This is a genomic window from Oceanospirillum beijerinckii DSM 7166, assembly GCF_000422425.1.
In the GTDB taxonomy this organism is placed as follows: domain Bacteria; phylum Pseudomonadota; class Gammaproteobacteria; order Pseudomonadales; family Halomonadaceae; genus Oceanospirillum; species Oceanospirillum beijerinckii.
Map to the genome: position 1 here is coordinate 1 of NZ_AULT01000023.1, position 22,003 is coordinate 22,003.

General features: G+C 48.3%; 17 protein-coding genes and 1 CRISPR repeat array. Of the genes, 5 read left to right on the forward strand and 12 right to left on the reverse strand.

The window, feature by feature from the left end; all coding sequences use genetic code 11:
• The coding region (locus tag H579_RS0107885) for a transposase (RefSeq protein WP_028300222.1) at positions 1–272 on the forward strand (272 nt) is incomplete at its 5' end.
• A 168-nt stretch (positions 273–440) separates the two neighbouring features.
• On the opposite strand, the gene H579_RS0107890 is transcribed toward H579_RS0107885, so the two are convergent.
• The 10 genes from H579_RS0107890 to H579_RS24805 all read right to left on the reverse strand — a co-directional run bounded on the left by H579_RS0107890 (position 441) and on the right by H579_RS24805 (position 10,670).
• The gene (locus tag H579_RS0107890) at positions 441–1,445 is read right to left on the reverse strand and encodes a TIGR03842 family LLM class F420-dependent oxidoreductase (protein WP_028300223.1); all 1,005 of its coding nucleotides are present in this window, start codon (positions 1,443–1,445) and stop codon (positions 441–443) included.
• A gap of 185 nt (positions 1,446–1,630) precedes the next feature.
• Positions 1,631–2,299 (reverse strand): NADPH-dependent F420 reductase, encoded by a 669-nt coding sequence (npdG, locus tag H579_RS0107895; protein ID WP_028300224.1) that lies wholly within the window; start codon positions 2,297–2,299, stop codon positions 1,631–1,633.
• On the reverse strand, positions 2,296–3,189 hold the full coding sequence (cofE, locus tag H579_RS0107900) for a coenzyme F420-0:L-glutamate ligase (RefSeq protein WP_245583233.1): 894 nt from the start codon (positions 3,187–3,189) through the stop codon (positions 2,296–2,298). Before cofE ends, npdG begins: the two co-directional genes overlap by 4 nt.
• A 10-nt stretch (positions 3,190–3,199) precedes the next feature.
• Complete coding sequence (gene cofC / locus H579_RS24790; protein ID WP_051227432.1) at positions 3,200–3,823, reverse strand: 2-phospho-L-lactate guanylyltransferase; 624 nt, start codon at positions 3,821–3,823, stop codon at positions 3,200–3,202.
• Positions 3,824–3,863: 40 nt separating this feature from the next.
• Complete coding sequence (cofD, locus tag H579_RS24795) at positions 3,864–4,958, reverse strand: 2-phospho-L-lactate transferase (RefSeq protein WP_084624020.1); 1,095 nt, start codon at positions 4,956–4,958, stop codon at positions 3,864–3,866.
• Complete coding sequence (cofH, locus tag H579_RS24800) at positions 4,955–6,244, reverse strand: 5-amino-6-(D-ribitylamino)uracil--L-tyrosine 4-hydroxyphenyl transferase CofH (RefSeq protein ID WP_051227433.1); 1,290 nt, start codon at positions 6,242–6,244, stop codon at positions 4,955–4,957. The genes cofD and cofH overlap by 4 nt, the downstream gene beginning before the upstream one ends.
• Positions 6,245–7,051: 807 nt before the next feature.
• Complete coding sequence (locus H579_RS0107925; protein ID WP_028300227.1) at positions 7,052–7,705, reverse strand: TetR family transcriptional regulator C-terminal domain-containing protein; 654 nt, start codon at positions 7,703–7,705, stop codon at positions 7,052–7,054.
• A gap of 252 nt (positions 7,706–7,957) precedes the next feature.
• A complete protein-coding gene (locus H579_RS0107930) occupies positions 7,958–9,196 on the reverse strand; it encodes a hypothetical protein (protein WP_028300228.1) in 1,239 nt (412 codons plus the stop codon).
• Positions 9,197–9,373: 177 nt separating this feature from the next.
• On the reverse strand, positions 9,374–9,730 hold the full coding sequence (locus tag H579_RS0107935) for a VOC family protein (RefSeq protein ID WP_028300229.1): 357 nt from the start codon (positions 9,728–9,730) through the stop codon (positions 9,374–9,376).
• 238 nt (positions 9,731–9,968) lie between these two features.
• Positions 9,969–10,670, reverse strand: a complete 702-nt coding sequence (locus tag H579_RS24805) for a TetR/AcrR family transcriptional regulator (protein ID WP_084624021.1) — start codon at positions 10,668–10,670, stop codon at positions 9,969–9,971.
• 253 nt (positions 10,671–10,923) lie between these two features.
• On the opposite strand from H579_RS24805, the gene H579_RS0107945 reads away from it, so the two are divergent.
• Positions 10,924–12,993 carry an NADH:flavin oxidoreductase gene (locus H579_RS0107945; protein ID WP_028300230.1) on the forward strand — a complete coding sequence of 690 codons (2,070 nt, stop codon included), beginning with the start codon at positions 10,924–10,926 and terminating at the stop codon, positions 12,991–12,993.
• A 287-nt stretch (positions 12,994–13,280) separates the two neighbouring features.
• On the opposite strand, the gene H579_RS0107955 is transcribed toward H579_RS0107945, so the two are convergent.
• Positions 13,281–14,837: a BCCT family transporter gene (locus H579_RS0107955; RefSeq protein ID WP_028300231.1), complete on the reverse strand. Its 1,557-nt coding sequence runs from the start codon at positions 14,835–14,837 to the stop codon at positions 13,281–13,283.
• A gap of 408 nt (positions 14,838–15,245) precedes the next feature.
• On the opposite strand from H579_RS0107955, the gene hmuQ reads away from it, so the two are divergent.
• The 3 genes from hmuQ (at position 15,246) to H579_RS27760 (ending at position 19,220) form a co-directional block, all read left to right on the forward strand.
• Positions 15,246–15,548 carry a heme-degrading protein HmuQ gene (gene hmuQ / locus H579_RS0107960; protein ID WP_028300232.1) on the forward strand — a complete coding sequence of 101 codons (303 nt, stop codon included), beginning with the start codon at positions 15,246–15,248 and terminating at the stop codon, positions 15,546–15,548.
• A gap of 605 nt (positions 15,549–16,153) precedes the next feature.
• Positions 16,154–17,377 (forward strand): FecR family protein, encoded by a 1,224-nt coding sequence (locus tag H579_RS0107970; protein ID WP_028300233.1) that lies wholly within the window; start codon positions 16,154–16,156, stop codon positions 17,375–17,377.
• 19 nt (positions 17,378–17,396) lie between these two features.
• Positions 17,397–19,220: a diguanylate cyclase gene (locus tag H579_RS27760; RefSeq protein ID WP_051227434.1), complete on the forward strand. Its 1,824-nt coding sequence runs from the start codon at positions 17,397–17,399 to the stop codon at positions 19,218–19,220.
• A 91-nt stretch (positions 19,221–19,311) separates the two neighbouring features.
• Positions 19,312–21,310: a CRISPR direct-repeat array (repeat unit 28 nt; unit sequence TTTCTAAGCCGCCTATTCGGCGGTGAAC).
• A gap of 134 nt (positions 21,311–21,444) precedes the next feature.
• On the opposite strand, the gene cas6f is transcribed toward H579_RS27760, so the two are convergent.
• Positions 21,445–21,999, reverse strand: coding sequence for a type I-F CRISPR-associated endoribonuclease Cas6/Csy4 (cas6f, locus tag H579_RS0107980; RefSeq protein ID WP_028300234.1), 555 nt, complete (start codon positions 21,997–21,999; stop codon positions 21,445–21,447).
• Positions 22,000–22,003 lie beyond the last annotated feature (4 nt).

Genomic DNA, 22,003 nt, shown 5'->3' on the forward strand with positions numbered 1-22,003 from the left:
ATTTGGGTTTAGTGCCTCGTATCCAGCAATCAGGGCAATGGAAAGGAAGAAGCCGTTTAAGTAAGCAGGGGCCAGCCAAAATAAGAGCAAAGCTCTATATGGCAGCAGTCAGTTGTTTACAACATAACCCAGATATTCGACATCAATTTAAGCGTTTAGTAGAGAAGGGTAAAAGTAAAATGCAGGCCCTGTGCGCAGGTATGCGCAAGCTTGTTCAAATTTGTTTTGGTGTTGTAAAGCATCAAAGCGAATATCACCCTCAATCAGCCTAAAAGAGCTGTTGAAGGTGATTTGGAGAGATGGTATCTACTCTCGTAACCAGTTTGGTATTCCAAGCGATTTATCGAGATTGGTATTGCCCTATAAATAGCTAATAAAAAAATGCACCCTGACATTTTCAGCCAGAGTGCATAAGGAGCATCGAAAGAGAGGAAGAGCGTTTACTTGGAGAAGTGAGGGATAATATGCTTACCGTACTTCTCTACGATGCTTTCTTCATCGCCGCTATCCAGGTAGATATTGAACTGAGTGGTCCCCACTTCTTCCAGCTTCTTCAGCTTGGCGATATGGTCTTCAACGGAGCCCAGTACACAGAACTCATCAACGATATCTTCAGTGATAAAGTCCAGGTATGGGTTATCACTCTGACCATGTTTGGAGTAATCATAACCCTGACGGTTTTTGATATAAGAGGTCAGACTTTCCGGCACCTGGCCGCTGTTATCACCGTATTTCTCAACGATATCTGCAACGTGGTTACCGACCATCGCCGGGAACCATTTGGTCGCTTCCAGACAACGCTCTTTAGTACCGAAGTAAGCCGGAGCAGACGCGATCACTTCGTAGTTGCTCATATCACGGCCCGCTTCGTTACCGGCTGCAATCGCCTGATCTTTAAACCACTGAATCAGTGTTGGAGAAGCAATCTGCAGTACCACACCATCGCCCACTTCCCCCGCGGTTTGCAGTGCTTTAGGGCCGTAAGCACCGATATAAACCGGCAGCTCATAACCCTCTGCCCAAGGGAATTTCACCGGTGCCGGACATTCGCCGTACTGAACTTCCTCACCGCGTACCATCGCCTTAACCTTGGTGGTAAATTCAGCAACACGGGCCAGATTAGCCGGTTTTTTACCCAGCACACGGACACCACTGTCGCCACGCCCCAGACCGATATGGAAACGGCCATTACTCTGTAGCGCCAGGCTACCAAACAGACTTGCTGCCTGAGACCAATCACGGGCATTAGGGTGTGTTACACAAGGGCCAAAGCTGATCTTAGAGGTATGTTCCATACACATGGCAATGGCTGGATAACACTCACGCCACAGTACATGGGAATCATAGAACCAACAGTGGGTGAAACCCGCTTCTTCTGCTTGTTTTGCCAGGTTACGTGCGCGCTCTGGGCTGATAAAGCCTTTAAAAGTAATACCAAAATCCATCGTTATTCTCCTAGTCAGGACTCTTTTGTTGTTATAAACAGTAGGTGTTATAAGTGGCTGCTGTTATGGATTAACAGTCTTTATGTATCGAACGTTTATAAATCGAGCTTTTATGAATCGCGCTCTATAAATAAAGAGCGATAAATAGAGCTCTATAAATAGAAAGCGATAAATAGCGTTTGCTACTAATGGTCAGGTGCCCAGATCTTCACACCGGCGTGTGAGAAAGGGACCTTCTTGGAAATATTCAAACGGATCAGAATCGGCGTTATCGCCTCAATGCAGCGGGCATTCACCGCAGGGCCTGCGTTATAGGCCTTCACATCCAGGCTTTCGATCAGTTCAATGACTTTTTCTTTCGCGGCCAGGTCATTGCCACACACCAGAATGTCGCAGTTGATGGCATGGCCTAGCTTGTTCAGCGTGGCGGCAGACACATTATGCAGAGCACCGACCACAGGAATCTCATCACCCAGTAAGACTTGGGCTTCTTCTGTCGCCGAGCCTGCTTCAGGCATCGCCACTGCTTTAGGATCGCCATCGGCCAGAGGTACCACGATATCCACCAGAATTTTGCCGTTCAGCTCCGGTTTAATCGCTTCCAGCGTGGCGTTATGGGCGGCGTAAGGTACAGCCAGAATCACAATCTCATCCGCTGCAGCCGTAGCAGCCAGGTTATCGACACCGCTGATAACACCGGTCACACCTTGCTGTTGCTCATTCAGTTCCTGAGCGATCTGTGCGGCGCGCTCGCCATCACGGGAACCTAACGCCACATCAACACCTGCAGCCGCAAATCTCAGGGCTAAGCCTTTTCCTTGTGGGCCTGTCCCACCCAAAATAGCAATTTTCATCGGAATAGATCCTCTCGTTGTGGGCGCACAAGATCACGGGCAGAGCTGTCTGTTTTCTGCCAATCAACGCCTTTAAAAATCAAAACGGGTTTTTTGCCGTTTTTACTCATCAGCAAGCCAGAAGCGGCTGCGATTTCATCAGCCAAAGCGGGAACGGTGACTGAAAGTACCCGCCCGTAAGCATCGGTGTCCCCGGCCAGATCCACCTTGCCCGGCACATTGGCCAGACCGACGGCGACATTCACCAGGCCCATACGCCAGGGACGACCAAAGGTATCGGTAATAATCACACCCAGGGATTTGCCTGTTGCGCTCTCAAGGGAACGGCAGATCTCACGGGCACTATAGTCCGGGTCATGAGGCAACAGAATGACCTTACCTTCGGCATCGACATTGGATTCATCCACTGCCGCATTGGCGCAGATAAAGCCCAGACGATGCTCCGCGATAATGGTGCCCTCCTCCTGATCCGGGCGTTTTGAGGTCCGCACCAAGCGGTTGGATTCAGATAGAATCACCTGCACTTTGCGCGGGTCTTTATTCAGTTCTTTACCCAGACTCAGGGCTTCTTCGCTCGGAGTGATCTCATTCAGGTCGATAATCTGACCTTCCTGTTTCGAGACCACCTTGTGGGCAATCACAATGATGTCGCCATCATCCAGCCGGTACTGCTGCTTATCGATCGCCTCTAGAATCAGTCCGTTCAGATCATCACCGGGATAGATATCTGGAATACCGTCCAGTGCGACAATACTGACTTCGTTATTCGTGCTGCTTGCTTTCTGAACGGTGTTTGCTTCCTGAGAGCCGCTAGCCATTTGGATCTCATCGGCTATCTGAACGTCGCTGGTTGCTTGAATGTCGCTAGCTATTTGCATACTGCTCGTCATCTGAAATCTCCTATGCGGATCTTTTCTCGAACTCGGAGTCGACCCGGCTTAAGTCCTCAGGGCGATCGATATCGTGGGAAAGGCTTTCTAAAAACACTCGGCGTGTATGCAGGCCTGCCTCAAAAGCAGCCAATAGATGCTTTCGGCTTGAGTTAGGGCCAAAACAGAACGGCATCACATCCGGTGGCGTGGTCATAAGGGCGTTGGTGCCGCCATCGTATGACGGGCAAACAATTACAGAGCGCTCGGCCACCGGGTGATTTAACAGGGTTTCCATCTCGCCAAGATCCAGCGCCTGAATATCCCCAGGAACCACCAGCTGACTGTCAAAACCCTGCTCGGTGTTATAACGCGCAGCTTGGGATACGGCTGCATTAAGACCTGACTGTTGTGGCTCTTCGTGCTGTTCTTCTATTAGCACCTCAGCACCATAACTCTCTGCGATCTGTTGTATCTCTTGTGATGCGGTGACCACCAGCAAGTTATGCTGCGGATACATCTGTTGGAAAAAGCTGAGGTTTTTCTCAAACAGATACAGTGCTAAGCGCTTCCGTTCACCTGGTTTGAGCACCTTGGCCAAGCGGGTCTTTGAGCACTCTGGATTCTTCATTGGAATCACGATAGATAACTTCATCACCACACCTCCTGTTCCTTCCCGTTCACTTAAAACAGCCTTAAAGCACCGGCTCGGGTTTAGGTTTATGGGAGCTATCTGCTTGTGTCGCAGAAGTCAGATCAAGTGTGCTTTCTTGAACACCTGCCGCTTGCGCTTGAGCACCTGCCGCTCGATAGCCTGTCGCTTTGGCGTCTTGATAAAGACCCACAATGGCTTCCGCCAGCGCGATCTTTTCCTGTCGCTGGAACATCAAGGTGTCGAGAGGAAAAACATGTTCGACTCGCTGGCTCAGTTCAGGCAGAACACTCAAGTCCTGCTTATCGACCACCAGGCCATCAATCAGCCCCTGATAGAAGTCTGCAACACCCACCACATCACTGCGATAACCCGCCACCTTCATCATGGAATCCGCAGGGCCTTTCACTGTTTTGCCATTAATTAACGGTGATACCGCGACCTTAAAAGCAGAGGCCTTCTCCAGTGCGTCACGTATACCCGGCACGGACAGAATGGGATGAATACTGACGATGGGATTACTCGGCGCGATCACAATCAGATCCGCTTCAGCAATCGCTTTCAGTGCTTCAGGCGTTGCCGTAGCGTCTTCGATAGCCGTGATGTTGAAACCCAACAGCTCAGGTTTGCAGCCGTGTTTTACAAAGTAATCCTGAAAATCGATCCAACCGTCTTCCGTTTTAACCTGGTTATGAATGGCATCATCGGTCGGCAGGATAATCGGCGTATTAACACCTAAAGAGCGGGCGATATTGCTCGCGATTTCTGACGGCCTTACGCCTTTTTTGCGCTGTTCTGTGCGATATATATGGGTGGCAAAATCCTTATCGCCCAGGTACATCCAGGTATCGGAGCCCAGCTTCTTTAACTGATCTAAGACCCGGTTACTTTCCTCTTTGAGGCCCCAGCCTTTTTCCTTATCGATCTCGTCGGCCAGGGTGTAGGTCAGCGTATCGATATCAGGGGACACCCAAAGGCCATGGAATTCCTGATCATCGCCCACATTACCGATGATGCTGAACTGCTCGGCGTATTGGCTAAAGGCAAAACCTTCCGCCATCTTGGCACCACCCACACCGCCACTGAGCAGTAAGATGTTGCTCGATTTTTGGGCCTTAATCGTTGGCTGTAGATTCATAAGGCGACCCTCCCTGATGTTGCGATCAGTTGGGCATCATTAATGGAACGCGGAATCAGAGTTTCAGAGTGTGAAATAACGGAATCAATCCGTGCATCAACCGGTTGCTCGTACTCTTCAACTACTCTATACAGAGTATTACGGCGCACCGGTTCGCGGCCTGCCGCGCTGATCATACGCACCATATCTTCCGGTACGATCTCCTGACCGTGTTTGCCACCGGAGGATCGGGAAATACTTTCGTTCATCAGGGTACCACCCAGATCATTGGCACCGGACTGCAGCATCTGTTGAGCGTAGTCCGGCCCTAACTTGACCCAGGACGCCTGGATATTGTCGATCCAACCGTTGAGCATCAGACGGGCGATAGCGTGCATACGGATATTTTCTTCCACCGTAGGACCCGGTCGAACATTGGGCGTGTTCTGATACAGAGGGGATTCGTAATGGACAAAACCCAGCGGCACAAACTCGGTAAAACCGCCGGTCTGTTTCTGAATGCCACGAATTGTATTGATATGCGCCGCCCAGTGTTCCGGTCCATCGATATGGCCATACATAATGGTCGCTGTGGTGGGTAGCCCCAGATCATGGGCGGTGGTGATAATCTCGATCCACTGCTCTGTGGTCAGCTTATCCCGCGTCAGCTGCTGACGGATCTCAACATCTAAAATCTCAGCGGCGGTACCCGGCATCGAATCCAGACCGTGATCCATCAGATCCTGAATAAACTCGGCAATGGAGAGTTTGCTTTTTGCTGCGCCAAACCAGATCTCAAAAGGAGAGAAGGCGTGAATATGAATGCCCGGTACCCGTGCCTTAACCGCTTTTAAGATATCGCGATAGTGAGTGCCTGGAATATTGGGATGCAGACCACCTTGAATACACACCTCGGTCGCGCCTCGGTTCCAAGCCTCTTCTGCACGATCAGCAATCTCATCCAAGCTCAGTAATTCTGCATCAGCATCTTCTTTACGCTTGGCAAAACCACAGAACTTACAGCCCATGTAGCAGACATTGGTAAAGTTGATATTGCGGGTAATCACAAAGCTGGCCTGATTGCCAACAGCTTGTTTACGAATATAGTCAGCGGTCGCGATCAAGCCATCCAACTCAGCGCCCGTCGCGCCAAACAGCTTGACGGCATCCGTTTCTGACAGCTCACAACCTGCGATAACAGACAGCAGAATTGCTTGGATACTTTCCTCAACACCCGACAACTGATGGATCAAATTCTGACGCTCAGAACGGCTCTTGTTCAGGTTTAGGACACTTGGTGCATTCATATTTCTTTCCTTAACTTCAAACACTTCTAAGAAAAGGCTTGGTGTTCATGTTCAGTTGAGCAGCCTTTAAGTGGCCCAAATGCTGAACAAACTGTCCGGGAAAGAGAACGTAAAGCGGATTCGATAAAGCAAAGTTTAGCAACAGAGTAATCGTGCTTATGACATCAATCGTTTGATTGCACTGGTTACGTTTACTGCGCCAAAAACGGGTTTGCTGCTCTGTAAATGAGCTTACGGCTCCGTAAATCGCCTTGCTTATCGGTCGCAGATGAACGGGGGAAACACCCTGCATATTCATCAATTCTGCGACTCCGTTTTTCTTCTTATTCTCGGTATCAGGTTTGTACTCACAAACTTTTTACCAAACGGTAAAAACATACTAGATTAAAATTTACCAAACGGTCAAGAAAAATTAAGAACGTAAAAAAACAGGAATATCAGAATAAAAATAAAAACATAACTATTTGAAATTATTAGGCTTTTAATCATTAAGAAAAGAGAATAATGGGGGATTGCAGCCGTTTAGGCCGAAGAAAAATTTCAAAAATTTGAGAAGAAATGAGAAGAAATGACAGGACGAGCGGAAAAATGACACAACAGGTGCAACTGAGGACTGACTTTAAGAGCAAGCAGGAAAGCCAAAAATGGTAGAGATAAATGTCAGAAATTTATGATCAAGAGGAGAGAAAAATAGCAACAAGGGTAAACTCAACACCCAATCACAGAGATTCAACAATCACTGATTTTGAGATTATGCTCTTACCCTGGATAGATATGGTGAAACCAGAATTTAGGCCTTATCCTAAATTAGCTCAGGCCCACACCCTTAAGAATCACATGAGTCAAAAACTCAGTAGCAGTCTGATAATCTGCTTCATCGAGTTCACCCTTGCCCAGTGATAACTCAACCTGAGAAGAAAAGTCGGCATAGGTCTGAGTGGATGACCAGATTAAGAAAAACAGATGATAAGGATCAATCGGGTCCATTTTTCCCTCTGCGATCCAATCTTTTACCAGCTGGACATCCGCTTCCAATACCGGCGTCAAACTGGACTTGAGATAGTCTTTTAAATGGGGTGCGCCATTGATAATCTCAATCGCAAACACCTTGGAAGCCTTGGGGTTGGTGCGTGAAAGCTCGACTTTGCCACGAATATAGTTACGCAGCATCTCCGCAGGCTCCTCACCTTCCTGATCCAGCAGGGCCATTTTTTCCAGCCAGAGATCAAGAATATTTTCCAGTACACGGTGATACAGCACTTCCTTGGATGAAAAGTAGTACAGCAGATTTTGCTTAGACATGCCTGCATGTTCAGCAATCGCCTCGATAGCCGTACCGTTATAGCCATTTCGAGAAAACAGCTCTTCAGCAATATGAAGTATTTTTGCCTCATGAGCTTCTCGGATACGGGAACGACGACGGGGTTTCTTGGCAGAGGGTTCATCTGATGAACTTGACATTATTTCACGATTCCGATGAATGAATGGTATATGCACCATATTTTACCATATGGTAGAAATTAACCAAGCAGTTTGCACCAAATCAATGCACACGCTCAAACTTATCCGCTCTATCGTCGCCATTATCGCTGAAATAAAAACACCTTTACCCGGCCGCCAAGGCGATCAAACCATTTCATCCTAGACAGGAGCGTTGATACGTTAAATGTTAAAAACCTAAATAGCGGTTAAGCAAAAACTTAACTGAATGCCTTATTCAAACTGGAACACCAAGGGCAGTATCACTGCAACAGTCAGTGACCATACGGTATAAACAGGTAGATAGCGAGCCACAATAAACTCTAAACCGGGTAAACGCTCTCCTGCACGCAAGCACTTACCATACTGAAGCAGAATCAAAATCAGGTGTACAAAAATAGTCAGATTGGCCCCTGTGACAACTAAACGATTCACCGTTAAACCAAACTCCAGCCAACGGAAGAGAATCGCAGACAGAGCGATAATATTCACGACCAAAGTGGCGGCTACCAGCAACACATTGATGTAATCCGATAGCTGAATACGACTCGCACGCTTCTTGCCCGAGATAGAAAAAATAGTCAAAGCCAAAATCACCAGCAGCAAGCCGTTAAAAAGAATCAGAAACTCTCTATCTGTAAACGGATTTCTGCCCTGATAAAAGGTAGCCACTAGATACGCCAGAACGGTAATCAGAAACAGTGGCGAAAATACATTAGCCAACATAGGCGCAAAGCGACTCTGCCGTCCCTGCATACTATCAAACAGATAGGTTGCAACTACAGGGGCAGAGACCAGGCCTAATACCACCACGTAGTCCATGTACCACTCATCAATATCCAGATCGATCAGATTAAACAGCCCCAGAGTAATGGCTGTCAGCACCATGCCACCTAATAGGATCAACGCCGTATAGATCAGCATCTCACCGATATAGCGGATAAAATCCAGCCGGGCCTCAACAGTTTTCCAGTTATCCGACATAAAGCTCGCAGCTAACAGACTTAACGCAAACAGGGGGAGGTGAATCAGCGCCATGGTGACCGAGTCAGACTGACTGCCATCAGGCAGCACCAACAGATACGCAATGCAGCAGACAATACCTATAGCGACAACACTGCGCATTCTCCTGCGTGTTGCGGTGATCAAAAAATACATTGCGACAGCCACAATCGTAATCAGAGGCACAAACCTGGGGTAATACCAATCATCCTCCACTGATAAAAAAGCTGGAATCTTGGTAAAGAACCCAGCCCCCAGGCAAAGTGCCACCAGAGCCGCAACTGAGATCTTTTGCGTTACAACAGCTGGTGAGAAGTTCAAGCGGGCATGCCAAACACGTAGAGTTTCAGAATCAGACTTTTGCGCAATAGCCTGTTCAAAGTCGGCTTCAAATTGTTCAGGATCAGCGCGGTAATGGCTTTCCAACACTTCCGGTTGATCCAGATTTTCCAAAACTGGATTATTTGACATCCTGCTCTTAACACCTCTTATAAGTACCCGGACATAAATATTCCAGTATTTGCCGACCGAAGCGGTCGGAAAATACGGGCTTTATGTAGGGAAAAGTACTGTATGCCTACTTAACACTGAACACACCTTACAACACTGAGTACATCCGTATAACAACAGCTTAGTACGTTAGACACTTTAATCTGAAAAGCATATTTTATTTTTGTCCAGATCTCTAACGTAGGCAGAGAAGCGAGTCCCTCGCTGATTAGGCTCCCCCTCACAGCTGCCGCCTAATTCAAGCGCCCTGGCATAAAGCCGTTTGACTGCCTCAACAGAGCCAACACTAAAACCCACCATGGTGCCATTTCCATTGGTGGCAGGCTGTTCATCAAAGGGAATAGCAACCGAAAACGCAAAATCCTCACCCAGCCAATAGGTCATTCTTTCGCTTGGAGCAATCTTCTCAAACTTAGCATCTGCAAACAGCTCATCATAGAATTGAGCTGCCGCAGCCATATCGTTTGTCCCCACAACAAAGTAGTTCATTCTCATAGTCAGTCCCGGTTAATTTCAAGAGAGTTTGAAAAAGCGTTATTGAATAACCGACTATATCGCTCCTCTCCTGACAGGGTGTGTCAGGAGTTGACATCATGAATGTGAACTGAGCAGACGTTTTTCACGCAACTGCTTGGATCACAGCTACACTCACTCAATCATACAACCAGTACAACTCAGCCCTCTGAACAACAAGGATTACGGAAGTTCAAACAGACCTCATTTATCCGAAAACTTAGACACTCTCAGGATAGCCATGGCGATGGAAAAAGCGGTCCAGCTCTTTCTGTTCGGGGTACTCACCAGTAAAGGTTTTTATATATTCAGGTATACGCTGCATCCGTACCGCCAGGGGTTCCTGAGTCTGCATTGAGATATAACCAATCTGGACCAGATAAAGGGTTCTGGCATGAACATCGGCTGCAATATCATTAAAACCGTAGCGTTTAAACATAGCAGTCAAGGCATCCAGGCGCTGCTGATCGGCACTATGCACCTCTGCCAGAATCTCATTGGATTGCAGGGACCAGCTGCGAACTGCAAACTCAAAACGGGAATCAAACAACTCCTCATCCAGCCAGCAATCAAACACATTCAGGGTCGCTTCCGCCAATGAGTCCGCATAGGCTTCAGCCTGTTTGATAATATTGCCGGTATTGTTCTCTTTCCAGGTATGTACCAAAGCGGCTAGCAGGGCTTCGCGATCACTAAAAAACCAGTAAAAGCTGGTACGGGACAGGTTCAGTCGCTTGGACAGGGTGGCAATTTTTACATTCTCGACGCCAGACTCCAGCAGTATCTCTACTGCGGCTTTTAACCATACGTCCGGTGAACCGCGCCAGCCGCTTTCATTTGAGCTTGTCTTAGCTCCCTTCTTTGCGCCTGTTCTTGCACTTTTATTAGAGCTTGGCTTTGAGCTTAAGGATTGCTTGTTCATTGATTCTTATCTACTGCAGATCAGGCTCCACCATACCTTAATGTCATTCTGCAATCTATCCGCATCAGTTGCTACACAGCGCGATTCCCTCTGCATTCTTCTGTCTATTTGCGACAGATCTTGCCTGTTAACGACAAGCCCTATCAATTTACGACACTACAATGTTCAATAATGTCATTTAAATTGACATATCTGTACATTTATTTTTAAAGTCAGAAACAATACAGAACAACAACTAACAGGAACCTGATTTATGTCGAACGATCCGTTATTACAGCCCTATCAGCTAAAACATTTAACCCTGCGTAACCGCATTATTATGACCTCCCACGAACCGGCGTACCCGGAAGACGGTATGCCGAAAGGTCGCTACCGCGCCTATCATGTGGAGCGGGCAAAAGGCGGTGTGGCGATGACCATGACAGCAGGTTCGGCCGCGGTATCGAAAGACAGCCCTCCGGTGTTTAACAATCTGTTGGTCTATAAAGATGAGGTAGTGCCCTGGATTAAGGATCTGACCGATGCCGTCCATGAGGAAGGCGCGGCGATTATGATCCAGCTGACTCACCTGGGGCGTCGTACCCGTTGGGATAAGGGTGACTGGCTGCCAGTGGTGTCCCCATCCCATAACCGCGAAGCGGCGCACCGTGCCTTCCCGAAGAAGATTGAAGACTGGGATATCGAGCGCATTATCAAAGACTATGCCGATGCCGCTGAGCGTATGAAAGCCGGGGGTATGGACGGTATCGAGCTACAGGCTTACGGTCACCTGATGGATCAGTTCTGGTCACCGCTGACCAATGACCTGGACGGCCCTTACGGTGGTTCGTTGGATAACCGTCTGCGCTTTACCTTTGATGTCCTGACCGAGATGCGTAAACGGGTGGGGCCGGACTTTATTATCGGCATGCGTTACACCGCCGATGAGATGCTGGCTGGCGGTTTAAGCAAAGAGGAAGGCCTGGAGGTATCCCGTAAGCTGGAAGCCAGCGGTATGGTAGATTTCTTAAATGTGATTCGTGGTCATATCGATTCCGATCCGGGTCTGACCGATGTCATTCCGATTCAGGGTATGGCCAATAACCCGCATCTGGATTTTGCCGGTGAGATTCGTGCTGCGACTAATCTGCCCGTGTTCCATGCCGCTAAGATCCCCGATGTCGCCACGGCCCGTTATGCCGTGGACTCCGGCAAGGTGGATCTGGTAGGTATGACCCGTGCTCATATGACCGATCCTCATATCGTGCAGAAGATTATCGAAAAACGCGAAGAAGAGATCCGCCCTTGTGTCGGTGCCAACTACTGTCTGGATCGTATCTATCAGGGTGGTCTGGCGTTCTGTATCCATAACCCGTCTACCGGACGAGAAGAAACACTCCCTCACCAGATCACTCCCGCTGAAACTAAGAAGAAAGTGGTCATTGTCGGTGCGGGCCCTGGTGGACTGGAAGCAGCCCGTGTTGCCGGTGAACGGGGTCATGATGTGGTGGTGTTTGAAGTGGCTGATAAGCCCGGCGGCCAGATTCTGCTGACCTCTCAAAGCGAACGCCGCAAAGAGATGATCTCCATTATCGATTGGCGTATGGCCCAGTGCGAACGCTTAAATGTGCGCTTTAAATTTAATACCTGGGCCGAAGCAGACACTATCGCTGAAGAAAAGCCTGATGTGGTGGTGATCGCCACCGGCGGCATGCCCCATACCGAAGTACTGGCGAAAGGTAATGAGCATGTGATCTCTGCCTGGGATATTATCTCTGGCGACGTTAAACCCGGTAACAATGTACTCATCTTTGATGATGCGGGTGATCACTCCGGCCTGCAGGCGGCAGAGGTTATCGCTAAGTCCGGTGCCAAGGTAGAGATTATGACGCCGGATCGTAGCTTTGCTCCTGAGGTGATGGCGATGAATCTGGTGCCCTATATGCGCACGCTACAATCGCTGGATACTACCTTTACCGTCACCTATCGCCTGCATGCGGTGGAGAAAGATACCAGCGTTGCGGATGATGGAAGCAGCTGTAATAAAAACAATCTGAAAGCCTTTATCGGCAGTGATTACGGCGGTGTGGCCGAAGAGCGTTACTACGACCAGATTATTGTCAATCACGGCATTATCCCGCTGGATGACCTCTACTTTGAACTGAAACCAGATTCATCCAACCAAGGTGAACTGAGCCATGAGCAGCTGATCAAGGGAGAGGTGCAATCGGTCGTGCGCAATCCAGAAGGGCAATTCCAACTGTTTAGAATTGGTGATGCGGTGTCATCCCGAAATACCCATGCGGCTATTTTAGATGCCTTACGCTTAATGAAGGATATCTAAGTTATACCATTCCCGATAAGTTTCTTGATATAGGAACAGGTTGGATAAGCGAAGCGCCATCCGACATTGGCTCCGGTGTCGGATGATTGTCGGAAGGCGCCTTGCGGCTTTTCCGACCTACAAAAACTTATTTTGTTTGGTCTTAAACGATGCCGAACATAAAAATCAGCCACAGTATCCGCAGATACTGTGGCTGATGATTGATGGCTGAGACAAAATACCTGCCGTTAATCAAATGCTCCGAAAGCAGATGACACAGCTAACGGTTTGTAAAGGCTTTTAGTTTGCTAAAGGCTTTTCACATCCTCTTTTACAGCCCGATACAGGCCATAGCACATCGCTAATACAACCATGGTAAACAGAAACCCGGTAGACAACGTTGCCGCTTGCAGCGACGCCAGCCCGCCCCCCAGTAACAGGGCGATTGCCACCAAGCCCTCAAAGGTACACCAGAAAACCCGTTGTGGCACAGGAGGGTTCATAATACCGCCCGCCGTAATGGTATCGATCACCAGAGAGCCACTGTCTGATGAGGTGACAAAGAAAATCACAATCAGCACCAGAGAGACGGTAGAGACAATAAAGCTCATCGGCAATTGCTCTAACAACATAAACAGCGACAGCTCAGGCGTCCAGTTAGTCACGGTCTCTTTAACACCGTCATAACCGGCTGCCATCTGCTCTAATGCAGTGCCGCCAAACACCGCCATCCACAGCAAACAGAAAATCGTCGGTACGATTAATACACAGACCATAAACTCACGAATGGTACGGCCTTTACTGATACGGGCGATAAACATACCCACAAAAGGCGACCATGCGATCCACCAGGCCCAGTAAAACGTGGTCCAACCGTGGAAAAAGCCGGTATCTTCACGCCCTACCGGATTAGAGAGTGGCAGCATATAGCGCATATAATCCACCGCCCCCAGGGCAAAACGACTTAATACCTCACCGGTGGCTCCCACAAGCAGCACAAAGAGCAACAGCATGACCGCCATGACCATATTGATCTCACTTAAGCGCTTCACCCCGGCATCCAGGCCTGCGACAACAGAGACCAGAGCTATCGCAGTAATGCCGATAATTAAAGCCACTTTAAGACCATCTGTCGCTTCGATACCAAACAGGTGAGACATACCCGCAGCTACCTGCTCAGCACCATAGCCCAGCGACGTAGCCAAACCGAAAATAGTGGCAAAGACAGCCAATATATCAATGAGATGGCCGGGGATACCCCATACTCTGTCCCCAAGAATCGGGAAAAAAGCCGATCTTAATGTCAGAGGCAAACCATGGTTGAAACAGAAATAAGCCAGTGCCAGCCCCACAATGGCATAAACAGCCCAGGCATGAAGCCCCCAGTGATAAACCGTTGCCGCCAGGGCCAGGCGCTCAGCATCAGCGCTTCCGGCTTCCATCCCTAAAGGTGGACTCAGAGTGTGGTTGACCGGCTCCAGTACCCCAAAGAACATCAGGCCAATACCGATACCCGCCGAGAACAGCATCGCTAACCAACCGGGATAGCTAAACTCCGGCTTTGCATCTTGCCCACCGATACGAATCCGCCCCATTTTAGAGAAGGCAATATACAGGCTGAACAGCACGAAAAAATTCATACTGATCACAAAAAACCAATCCAGCTGAGTGGTTAGCCAAGGGCGCAATGCACCAAAAAACTGTCCGGCTTGTTCTTGAAAGATTAATGTTAATGCTACAAAGAGCACAATACATGCGGCAGATATGGGAAAGACCGCATTATGAATATCCAGGCCAAAAGGCTGGATATTATCCTGACCAACCTGATAATCAGTCGATATGGTCAGGTTGTTTTTTTTACTCATAAAAACCCTGTTTGGTAATTTGCAATGAATTGCAACCGTCCTGAACAAGGGACCTGACTAAATACACGCATAAAGAGAAATTATATAGACAAGCCATTGTTAGGCGGCTTCTTCGTTATTCACTTTCTAAGTGAGTGATTTAACTATTTTATTATGGCCGGTGATACAGGATTCCACAAGGCAGAGACACGATTCCCCGCTGAATACTGTTAGCCAATCTCAAACGATCACTTGTCATTCTTGATTGTTCATTGCTGGAAAGCCGATATGGGCTAAAGTAGAGAGACGCCTTGAGATTTCATAGCAACGGCCCCATAACCTGTCAAAAGGGTACAACAGCAGGTCTGAAAAAAGCACTGCGACCTGCAGCATAGTCACCATCTCAATTTCGGTAATAAAGAGGTACAGATGTTTATTGCAATGAATCGCTTCAAAATCAAACATGGCCACGAGCAGGATTTTATCGAGATCTGGAAAGGCCGTGATTCCCATTTGAAAACCGTACCTGGCTTCAAAAGTTTTAACCTGCTGCAAGGCTCCAGTGAAGAGGAATATACCTTGTTTTCTTCCCATGCTACCTGGGAATCCCGCGAAGATTTTGAAAACTGGACGAAGTCAGAAGCCTTTAGGAAAGCCCATGCCAATGCAGGTGCTCGCAGAGAGATCTATATGGGGCCGCCTCAGCTGGAATGCTTTGAGGCTGTAATATAGCCCCAATCAAAGGCAAATCACTACCAAAGCAAAATAAAATACTCACCAACGCAAGGTGATCAGTAAATAGCGGCCTTGACTAAGCCGCTCAACTGACCATTACGACCAATAGCGTCCCATTATTGGATATAGCCTACCGACACGGGTCATATCCTCCTTCATCTCTTACATAAAATTTCCTTCAATTGATTGATTTCACTTCAAATTCCTGACAATGCCTGCGTAAAATAGCAAAACGACCTCACGTTTGAGATTCACGGTATTGATCTCAGCCAAAGGGAGCACTCTAACGTCATCATGACAGCGGTTTTCTTAAGCGCTAAAGACACAGCTTGTCACCTGAGAGTTGCAGTTTTTTTATTCAACTCCATAAAACTGCAAACTGGATACGGTTTTTCAGGTCGATATCATATTAAGCTAGTCACACGTAAACGAAGGTGTAACATGATGAGTCAGTATCAGCATGGCTTAACAGACAAACAGCATACAGGGAACGCATTGGTTAAAAGCCTGCAGGTTAAAAGCTTGAAGGTTAAAGGTACGCTGGTTAAACACCCACTTTTGTTCAAAAGAACATCAGACGCTTGATAGTAGGAAAGAAACAGATGAAGGATCAGATCACAGAAAAAGAAAATGCGTTTTTAGTGGGAAAACGCAGAGATATCCTGATTATTGCGCTTTTTATTTTCACAGGTATCGCGATTTGGTACTTTTTCGGCGTTGATGATCAAGATAGAAAACAAGCCCAGCAAACAAATACCGTAACGCAGCAAGGGGGATACGCGCAAAATACGCGATCACAGAACACCCCTTCGCCGGATAGCGATGTAAAACAGGACGCATCTCAAGCGACAGGCTCACAAACAGTTGCACAGAACGCTGCCAATCAACCCAGTTCAAGCTCATCTGCAGCAAACACGGATAATAGCCAGCAGTCTGAGGTGTTGACTCACCCTCATCTGAAAGAGGGAGCGTTACAAAACACCTACGCTGAAGTGGTTTACCTGCAGGGTGAAGCGCTTAAATACACCCTGAAGGGCACCGTTGAACCGGTTAAAAAAGGCAGTCAATTCTACGCCGGTGAACGTATCGCGACAGAACCCAACAGCAGCCTGACACTGCGTTTTGCCGATCGATCCACCGCCATTCTTTCAGAGCAGAGCGAAGTTCTGTTTGAAGAAGTGAAGGGCTCAGCTACCAGTGGAGCCAGCGTACTGAAGCTCACTAAGGGCCAACTGGAATCCCGTGTTACTAAACAGAAAGGCTTTGGCGCCAAATACGAAGTACGCACCCCAGCCATGCAACTGGCAGTACGGGGAACCATCTTTGAAGCCAGTTTTGATCCTGAGTCAAAAACCAGTCGCGCGGTCGTGCTGGAAGGAATCGTAGAAGCCTCTCAGGATCTGCAAAGTGTTGAACTGAATCAGGGTTTTGGCTTGGTCATTCAGCAAAGTCAAGCCGGTTTATCACCCAGCCCCATTCTGCCAGCCCCCAGCATCAACCCCGTTGAACCTGTGCTAAAGCAATTTCCACTGCTTTTTGGCTGGAACGTATTATCACGTGTCAGCCAGTACCAACTGCAGCTCTTTACCGGTAAAAATGCAGATCAACTGGTACTGGATCATTGGTATCGTGGCAATATTGCCTCAATCAACGGCCTATCCAACGGGGATTACCTGTTGCGGGTGCGCGGCGTCGATAAGAACGGCCTGGGAGGTTTCTATGGCGAAACCCGCTTCACACTGGACGTGCCCCCAATTCCTATGATGACACTGGACTCCATTAGCCCGAACAAAGATAAAACCACCGCCAGTATCATCGGCCACTAAGCCGCAGCAGGAGTTCGTGATGATAAAACGTATTTCCGGCAAAGAGCCTCTACTGCTGGCTATCGCCCCCATTGTGGCCTGTTGGCTGATCCTGGTACTGGCCGAAACCTCTTTGTTCAAGAAGATGAATGTCTGGTTACAGGACACCCAGCAATACCTGTTTGCTGAAGAGATCTATTTTGACGACGTCGTGTTTATCGATATTGATGACGCATCACTGTTTGAACTGGAGCCAGAACTGGGCGTCTGGCCCTACAAGCGTGATGTTTACGCCCAGGTACTGGACTATCTGACCGAAAAAGGCGCTGATCGTATTGTGTTTGATCTGCTGTTATCGGAAACCCGAGAAGGCGATCAGGCCTTAGCTCAAGCGGTTAAACAGCATCAAAATGCGGTTTTTATTGCCAGCTCTCCAGTCTATGCCTCACAAAAACAGTATCAGGATCTGAATCACCAGCGCTTACTGGAACAGCTATCCTGGCAAGCCTCGCCCCAACTGCCCACGACCCCACTCAAAAAGCTGGTACTACCGGCCCAGGAGTTTATCTTACGAGCACAAAATCAGGCCAATGTGGGCGTAGTGGATGTCTTCGTGGATCAGGACGGCACCTTTAGACGCCTGCCTGCCGTTTATCAGGTGGGCGAAAGCTACTTCCCCTCTGTTCCCCTGCTGTTACAGCAAAAGCAACGAGGCAAACTGGACTTTGATCATGAACAGCAAACCCTCATCCTGGGTGATAAACACTGGCCCATTGATGAAAAAGGTATGTTGAATATCTACTTCCCCCGCAATGCCAACTCCGTACTGAGTATGTCCTTTTACCCCGTGGTAGAAGCCGCACGAGGTGTCTTTAAACCAGATAACGAAGATGAGTTTTTCCAGGGTAAAACCGTATTTATCAGCAGCTCCGCGTTTAAATCGGATCTGGTAAACACCCCCAGAGGCATGATGTCTGGCAGCTACTTCCTCGCCATCGTTTACCAGAATCTAAAACACAACCTACTACTCAAAGCACCAAAGCCATGGCTGGATCAACTCTTACTCACCATCGCACTGCTGCCTTTGTGTCTCTTTCCACTGTTTTTCCATCACACACCAGGGCGCCATCTTTTGCTACTGATCGGTTCAGCAGCCACCATCTGGGGACTAAATAGTGCCTTTTTGGCACTGTCGGCACAGCAAAGTACCCTACTGCTGCCCCTGCTGATTCTGGGAGCCGGTTATTTCCTACAGAGTATTGTCTTGGCCAAATTGTCGATCCAGCGTAACGAAAGCCTGTCACGGAAAGCACAACACCTGAAAGAAAGTAACGAAGAACTGGCTGTCGCAGCCAGCACAGACGCTCTGACCCAACTACTCAATCGTCGCGCCTTTCTGCAGCACTTTGATGCCCAAATTGAACAATATCAAAGAGACAAACAACCCTTCACCGTTGCCATTATGGACCTGGATCACTTTAAATCCGTGAACGACGACTATGGTCATGATATCGGTGATCAAGTGCTCAGAGCCTTTGCCGAAGTGGTCAGCTCCAGCATACGCCAACACGATATCGCCGCCCGTTGGGGCGGAGAAGAATTCGTTCTCCTGCTACCCGATTTACAGGAAGCACAAGCCTTTAACATACTGGATAGCCTGAGGCAGAACACCAGTAACCGCGAGATTGTCACAGAGCAAGGTACATTAAAAGTCACCGTTAGCATCGGTGTCGTACAGTTTTCAGAAGCACTCAACAATGCTGAAGACACCATCGCCTTAGCAGATAAAGCACTGTACAAGGCAAAAGACAACGGCCGTAACTGTATTTGCCTAAACTCGCAGATAGCCGAACACAAAGCATAAATGATCTCCAGATAACAGAAATAGCCCTATCGATTTAAGCCGCCTGCGTGGCGGTGAACTGTGTGCCTACAACTCAATGTTGTATAACAACTTTCTAAGCCGCCTATCCGGCGGTGAACATAGTGCCATAGCCGTTGGCTTTCCTGATTATTTTCTAAGCCGCCTATTCGGCGGTGAACGAGAAGACACTGGACAGCGCAAACCGGGCTATTTTCTAAGCCGCCTATTCGGCGGTGAACTGGAATGTTATCAGCTCATAAAACCGCCGCTATTTCTAAGCCGCCTATTCGGCGGTGAACTTGAAGTCTTTGATGCTTTTGATGAAGTCTTTTTTCTAAGCCGCCTATTCGGCGGTGAACAGGGTGTTCCATACCAACGCTCTGCGCCAGCTTTTCTAAGCCGCCTATTCGGCGGTGAACAGGGTGTTCCATACCAACGCTCTGCGCCAGCTTTTCTAAGCCGCCTATTCGGCGGTGAACAACAGCCCTTTTGCCTGGCATACCGGTTGTCATTTCTAAGCCGCCTATTCGGCGGTGAACGTTAAGCCTTTTTAGCTGGCTGGTGGATAACTTTTCTAAGCCGCCTATTCGGCGGTGAACGCGCCATGGCTGATTCTGTATCTTTTCTAAGCCGCCTATTCGGCGGTGAACAAGCCTAAGCTATCCTGTGCCAGATCCGCGCCTTTCTAAGCCGCCTATTCGGCGGTGAACGTGTCGTTCTCTGTGTCGACCAGTGGCGGTCATTTCTAAGCCGCCTATTCGGCGGTGAACCTGATCAACAAATAAGTTGCGATTTGACTCCTTTTCTAAGCCGCCTATTCGGCGGTGAACATCGGGATGCTGATTTAGTTGGAAATGCTGATTTTCTAAGCCGCCTATTCGGCGGTGAACGTTAATGACTACTTGTTAGAGATGCACAAAGATTTCTAAGCCGCCTATTCGGCGGTGAACTGTTTGAATTGATCAGAGTAAGCTGGGGAGCTTTTCTAAGCCGCCTATTCGGCGGTGAACCTGGGTTGGCGGTAGAAAGCACAACACATACTTTTCTAAGCCGCCTATTCGGCGGTGAACTCAATGTGATGCTGAACATGGGCACATTAACTTTTCTAAGCCGCCTATTCGGCGGTGAACCGTCACTGAAGGCGTAATGGGTGTACTCTAATTTTCTAAGCCGCCTATTCGGCGGTGAACGCATTATTAAAAAATCGGGTTAGATGTCATGCTTTCTAAGCCGCCTATTCGGCGGTGAACGCGTGGCTCCTTTCCGGTTTAGATTGCCAGTTTTTCTAAGCCGCCTATTCGGCGGTGAACAAGCCATCGGTGACGCGCTGCAAAACGTGCAGTTTCTAAGCCGCCTATTCGGCGGTGAACACGCTTATGTTTTCGGATTGCTGCAGCGTATTTTTCTAAGCCGCCTATTCGGCGGTGAACATCGATTGATATCAATACTCTTGCAGGTACCTTTTCTAAGCCGCCTATTCGGCGGTGAACTTGACGCGCTCGTTAACATTACGTATGTCATCTTTCTAAGCCGCCTATTCGGCGGTGAACTCCATAACATCACAGATCACATTGCGCGGTGTTTTCTAAGCCGCCTATTCGGCGGTGAACTTGCTCTTACGCCTTTGCGCGGAGCTTTAGCCTTTCTAAGCCGCCTATTCGGCGGTGAACTATTAGAACAAAGCAAAGGAATTCTGATTGCATTTCTAAGCCGCCTATTCGGCGGTGAACGTTCGTAAGCTGAAAGAAGCGGCCAGCTGTCTTTTCTAAGCCGCCTATTCGGCGGTGAACAACAACGCCACAGCCCTGGCAGGCACGGCGATTTTCTAAGCCGCCTATTCGGCGGTGAACTAGAATTTGCCCTTCATGTGATCTATGCTCATTTTCTAAGCCGCCTATTCGGCGGTGAACTGTCAGCCAGATACGGTGCTGCAGTTGTTGGCTTTCTAAGCCGCCTATTCGGCGGTGAACGCGACATCCTAAAAGACGTTAATGAGAAAATATTTCTAAGCCGCCTATTCGGCGGTGAACGACCTGTATTTATATCTGCGCTAACCCCTCCTTTTCTAAGCCGCCTATTCGGCGGTGAACTAGAACATTAAAACGGTAACTCTCTGATTTTTAAAGAACAAGGGGAAAAATCGGCGGTTAGACCCTTTTTTGAGTCTACCGCTAACTTATTGATTTATAAGGGGCTAAAAATAGCTCCAAAAAAAGGGTCAAAACTAAGGGAACCAGGGTACAGTCGCAGTTTGGCTAATACCGTAGGCATTAAAGCTTCCACTGACCGAATTTTCCTGTGGTTGACTCTGCTCAATAAACAAGGGGAAGTTCTGATTTGTCGACTGACTTTGCAGTCTGAAATAAGGATTTTCGATCTGCTCCTTATTGTCTTCCATCAGTAACTCTTCCGCCTGATCCTCTGAAATAGCTCCCCGTTTGACGGCCCGACGTAGACGAGAAGCCGTGAGTTTAGGACGCTTACGTTTAACTTGAATGTGCTGTACCTGATCTGGAATTGAGCTCACCTTAGAAACCTCAGTGTAATCTCGTAGTCCCTTCAACCAGTTTTCATCCATTAAGCGATTGAGTGCAGTTTCACTGCCATGCAAACGTAAAACCTCACCGGGAGACTTATCGGCTTTTGGAAAGCTAATGCCGATCTCTCCCTGACCAACACTGACTAAAGTACGATGCAATTTAGAAAACAGCGCACTCATTAGTGTTGTGGCTTTAAACTCTGGATCAGGTAGTACAGTGATTTGAAGGTAATAATCCATAACC

What these genes read in the sequence shown, in the direction of transcription:
- H579_RS0107890 (WP_028300223.1), bottom strand. Translation starts at nt 1,445, where the DNA reads ATGGATTTTGGTATTACTTTTAAAGGCTTTATCAGCCCAGAGCGCGCA.
- npdG (WP_028300224.1), bottom strand. Translation starts at nt 2,299, where the DNA reads ATGAAAATTGCTATTTTGGGTGGGACAGGCCCACAAGGAAAAGGCTTA.
- cofE (WP_245583233.1), bottom strand. Translation starts at nt 3,189, where the DNA reads ATGACGAGCAGTATGCAAATAGCTAGCGACATTCAAGCAACCAGCGAC.
- cofC (WP_051227432.1), bottom strand. Translation starts at nt 3,823, where the DNA reads ATGAAGTTATCTATCGTGATTCCAATGAAGAATCCAGAGTGCTCAAAG.
- cofD (WP_084624020.1), bottom strand. Translation starts at nt 4,958, where the DNA reads ATGAATCTACAGCCAACGATTAAGGCCCAAAAATCGAGCAACATCTTA.
- cofH (WP_051227433.1), bottom strand. Translation starts at nt 6,244, where the DNA reads ATGAATGCACCAAGTGTCCTAAACCTGAACAAGAGCCGTTCTGAGCGT.
- H579_RS0107925 (WP_028300227.1), bottom strand. Translation starts at nt 7,705, where the DNA reads ATGTCAAGTTCATCAGATGAACCCTCTGCCAAGAAACCCCGTCGTCGT.
- H579_RS0107930 (WP_028300228.1), bottom strand. Translation starts at nt 9,196, where the DNA reads ATGTCAAATAATCCAGTTTTGGAAAATCTGGATCAACCGGAAGTGTTG.
- H579_RS0107935 (WP_028300229.1), bottom strand. Translation starts at nt 9,730, where the DNA reads ATGAGAATGAACTACTTTGTTGTGGGGACAAACGATATGGCTGCGGCA.
- H579_RS24805 (WP_084624021.1), bottom strand. Translation starts at nt 10,670, where the DNA reads ATGAACAAGCAATCCTTAAGCTCAAAGCCAAGCTCTAATAAAAGTGCA.
- H579_RS0107945 (WP_028300230.1), top strand. Translation starts at nt 10,924, where the DNA reads ATGTCGAACGATCCGTTATTACAGCCCTATCAGCTAAAACATTTAACC.
- H579_RS0107955 (WP_028300231.1), bottom strand. Translation starts at nt 14,837, where the DNA reads ATGAGTAAAAAAAACAACCTGACCATATCGACTGATTATCAGGTTGGT.
- hmuQ (WP_028300232.1), top strand. Translation starts at nt 15,246, where the DNA reads ATGTTTATTGCAATGAATCGCTTCAAAATCAAACATGGCCACGAGCAG.
- H579_RS0107970 (WP_028300233.1), top strand. Translation starts at nt 16,154, where the DNA reads ATGAAGGATCAGATCACAGAAAAAGAAAATGCGTTTTTAGTGGGAAAA.
- H579_RS27760 (WP_051227434.1), top strand. Translation starts at nt 17,397, where the DNA reads ATGATAAAACGTATTTCCGGCAAAGAGCCTCTACTGCTGGCTATCGCC.
- cas6f (WP_028300234.1), bottom strand. Translation starts at nt 21,999, where the DNA reads ATGGATTATTACCTTCAAATCACTGTACTACCTGATCCAGAGTTTAAA.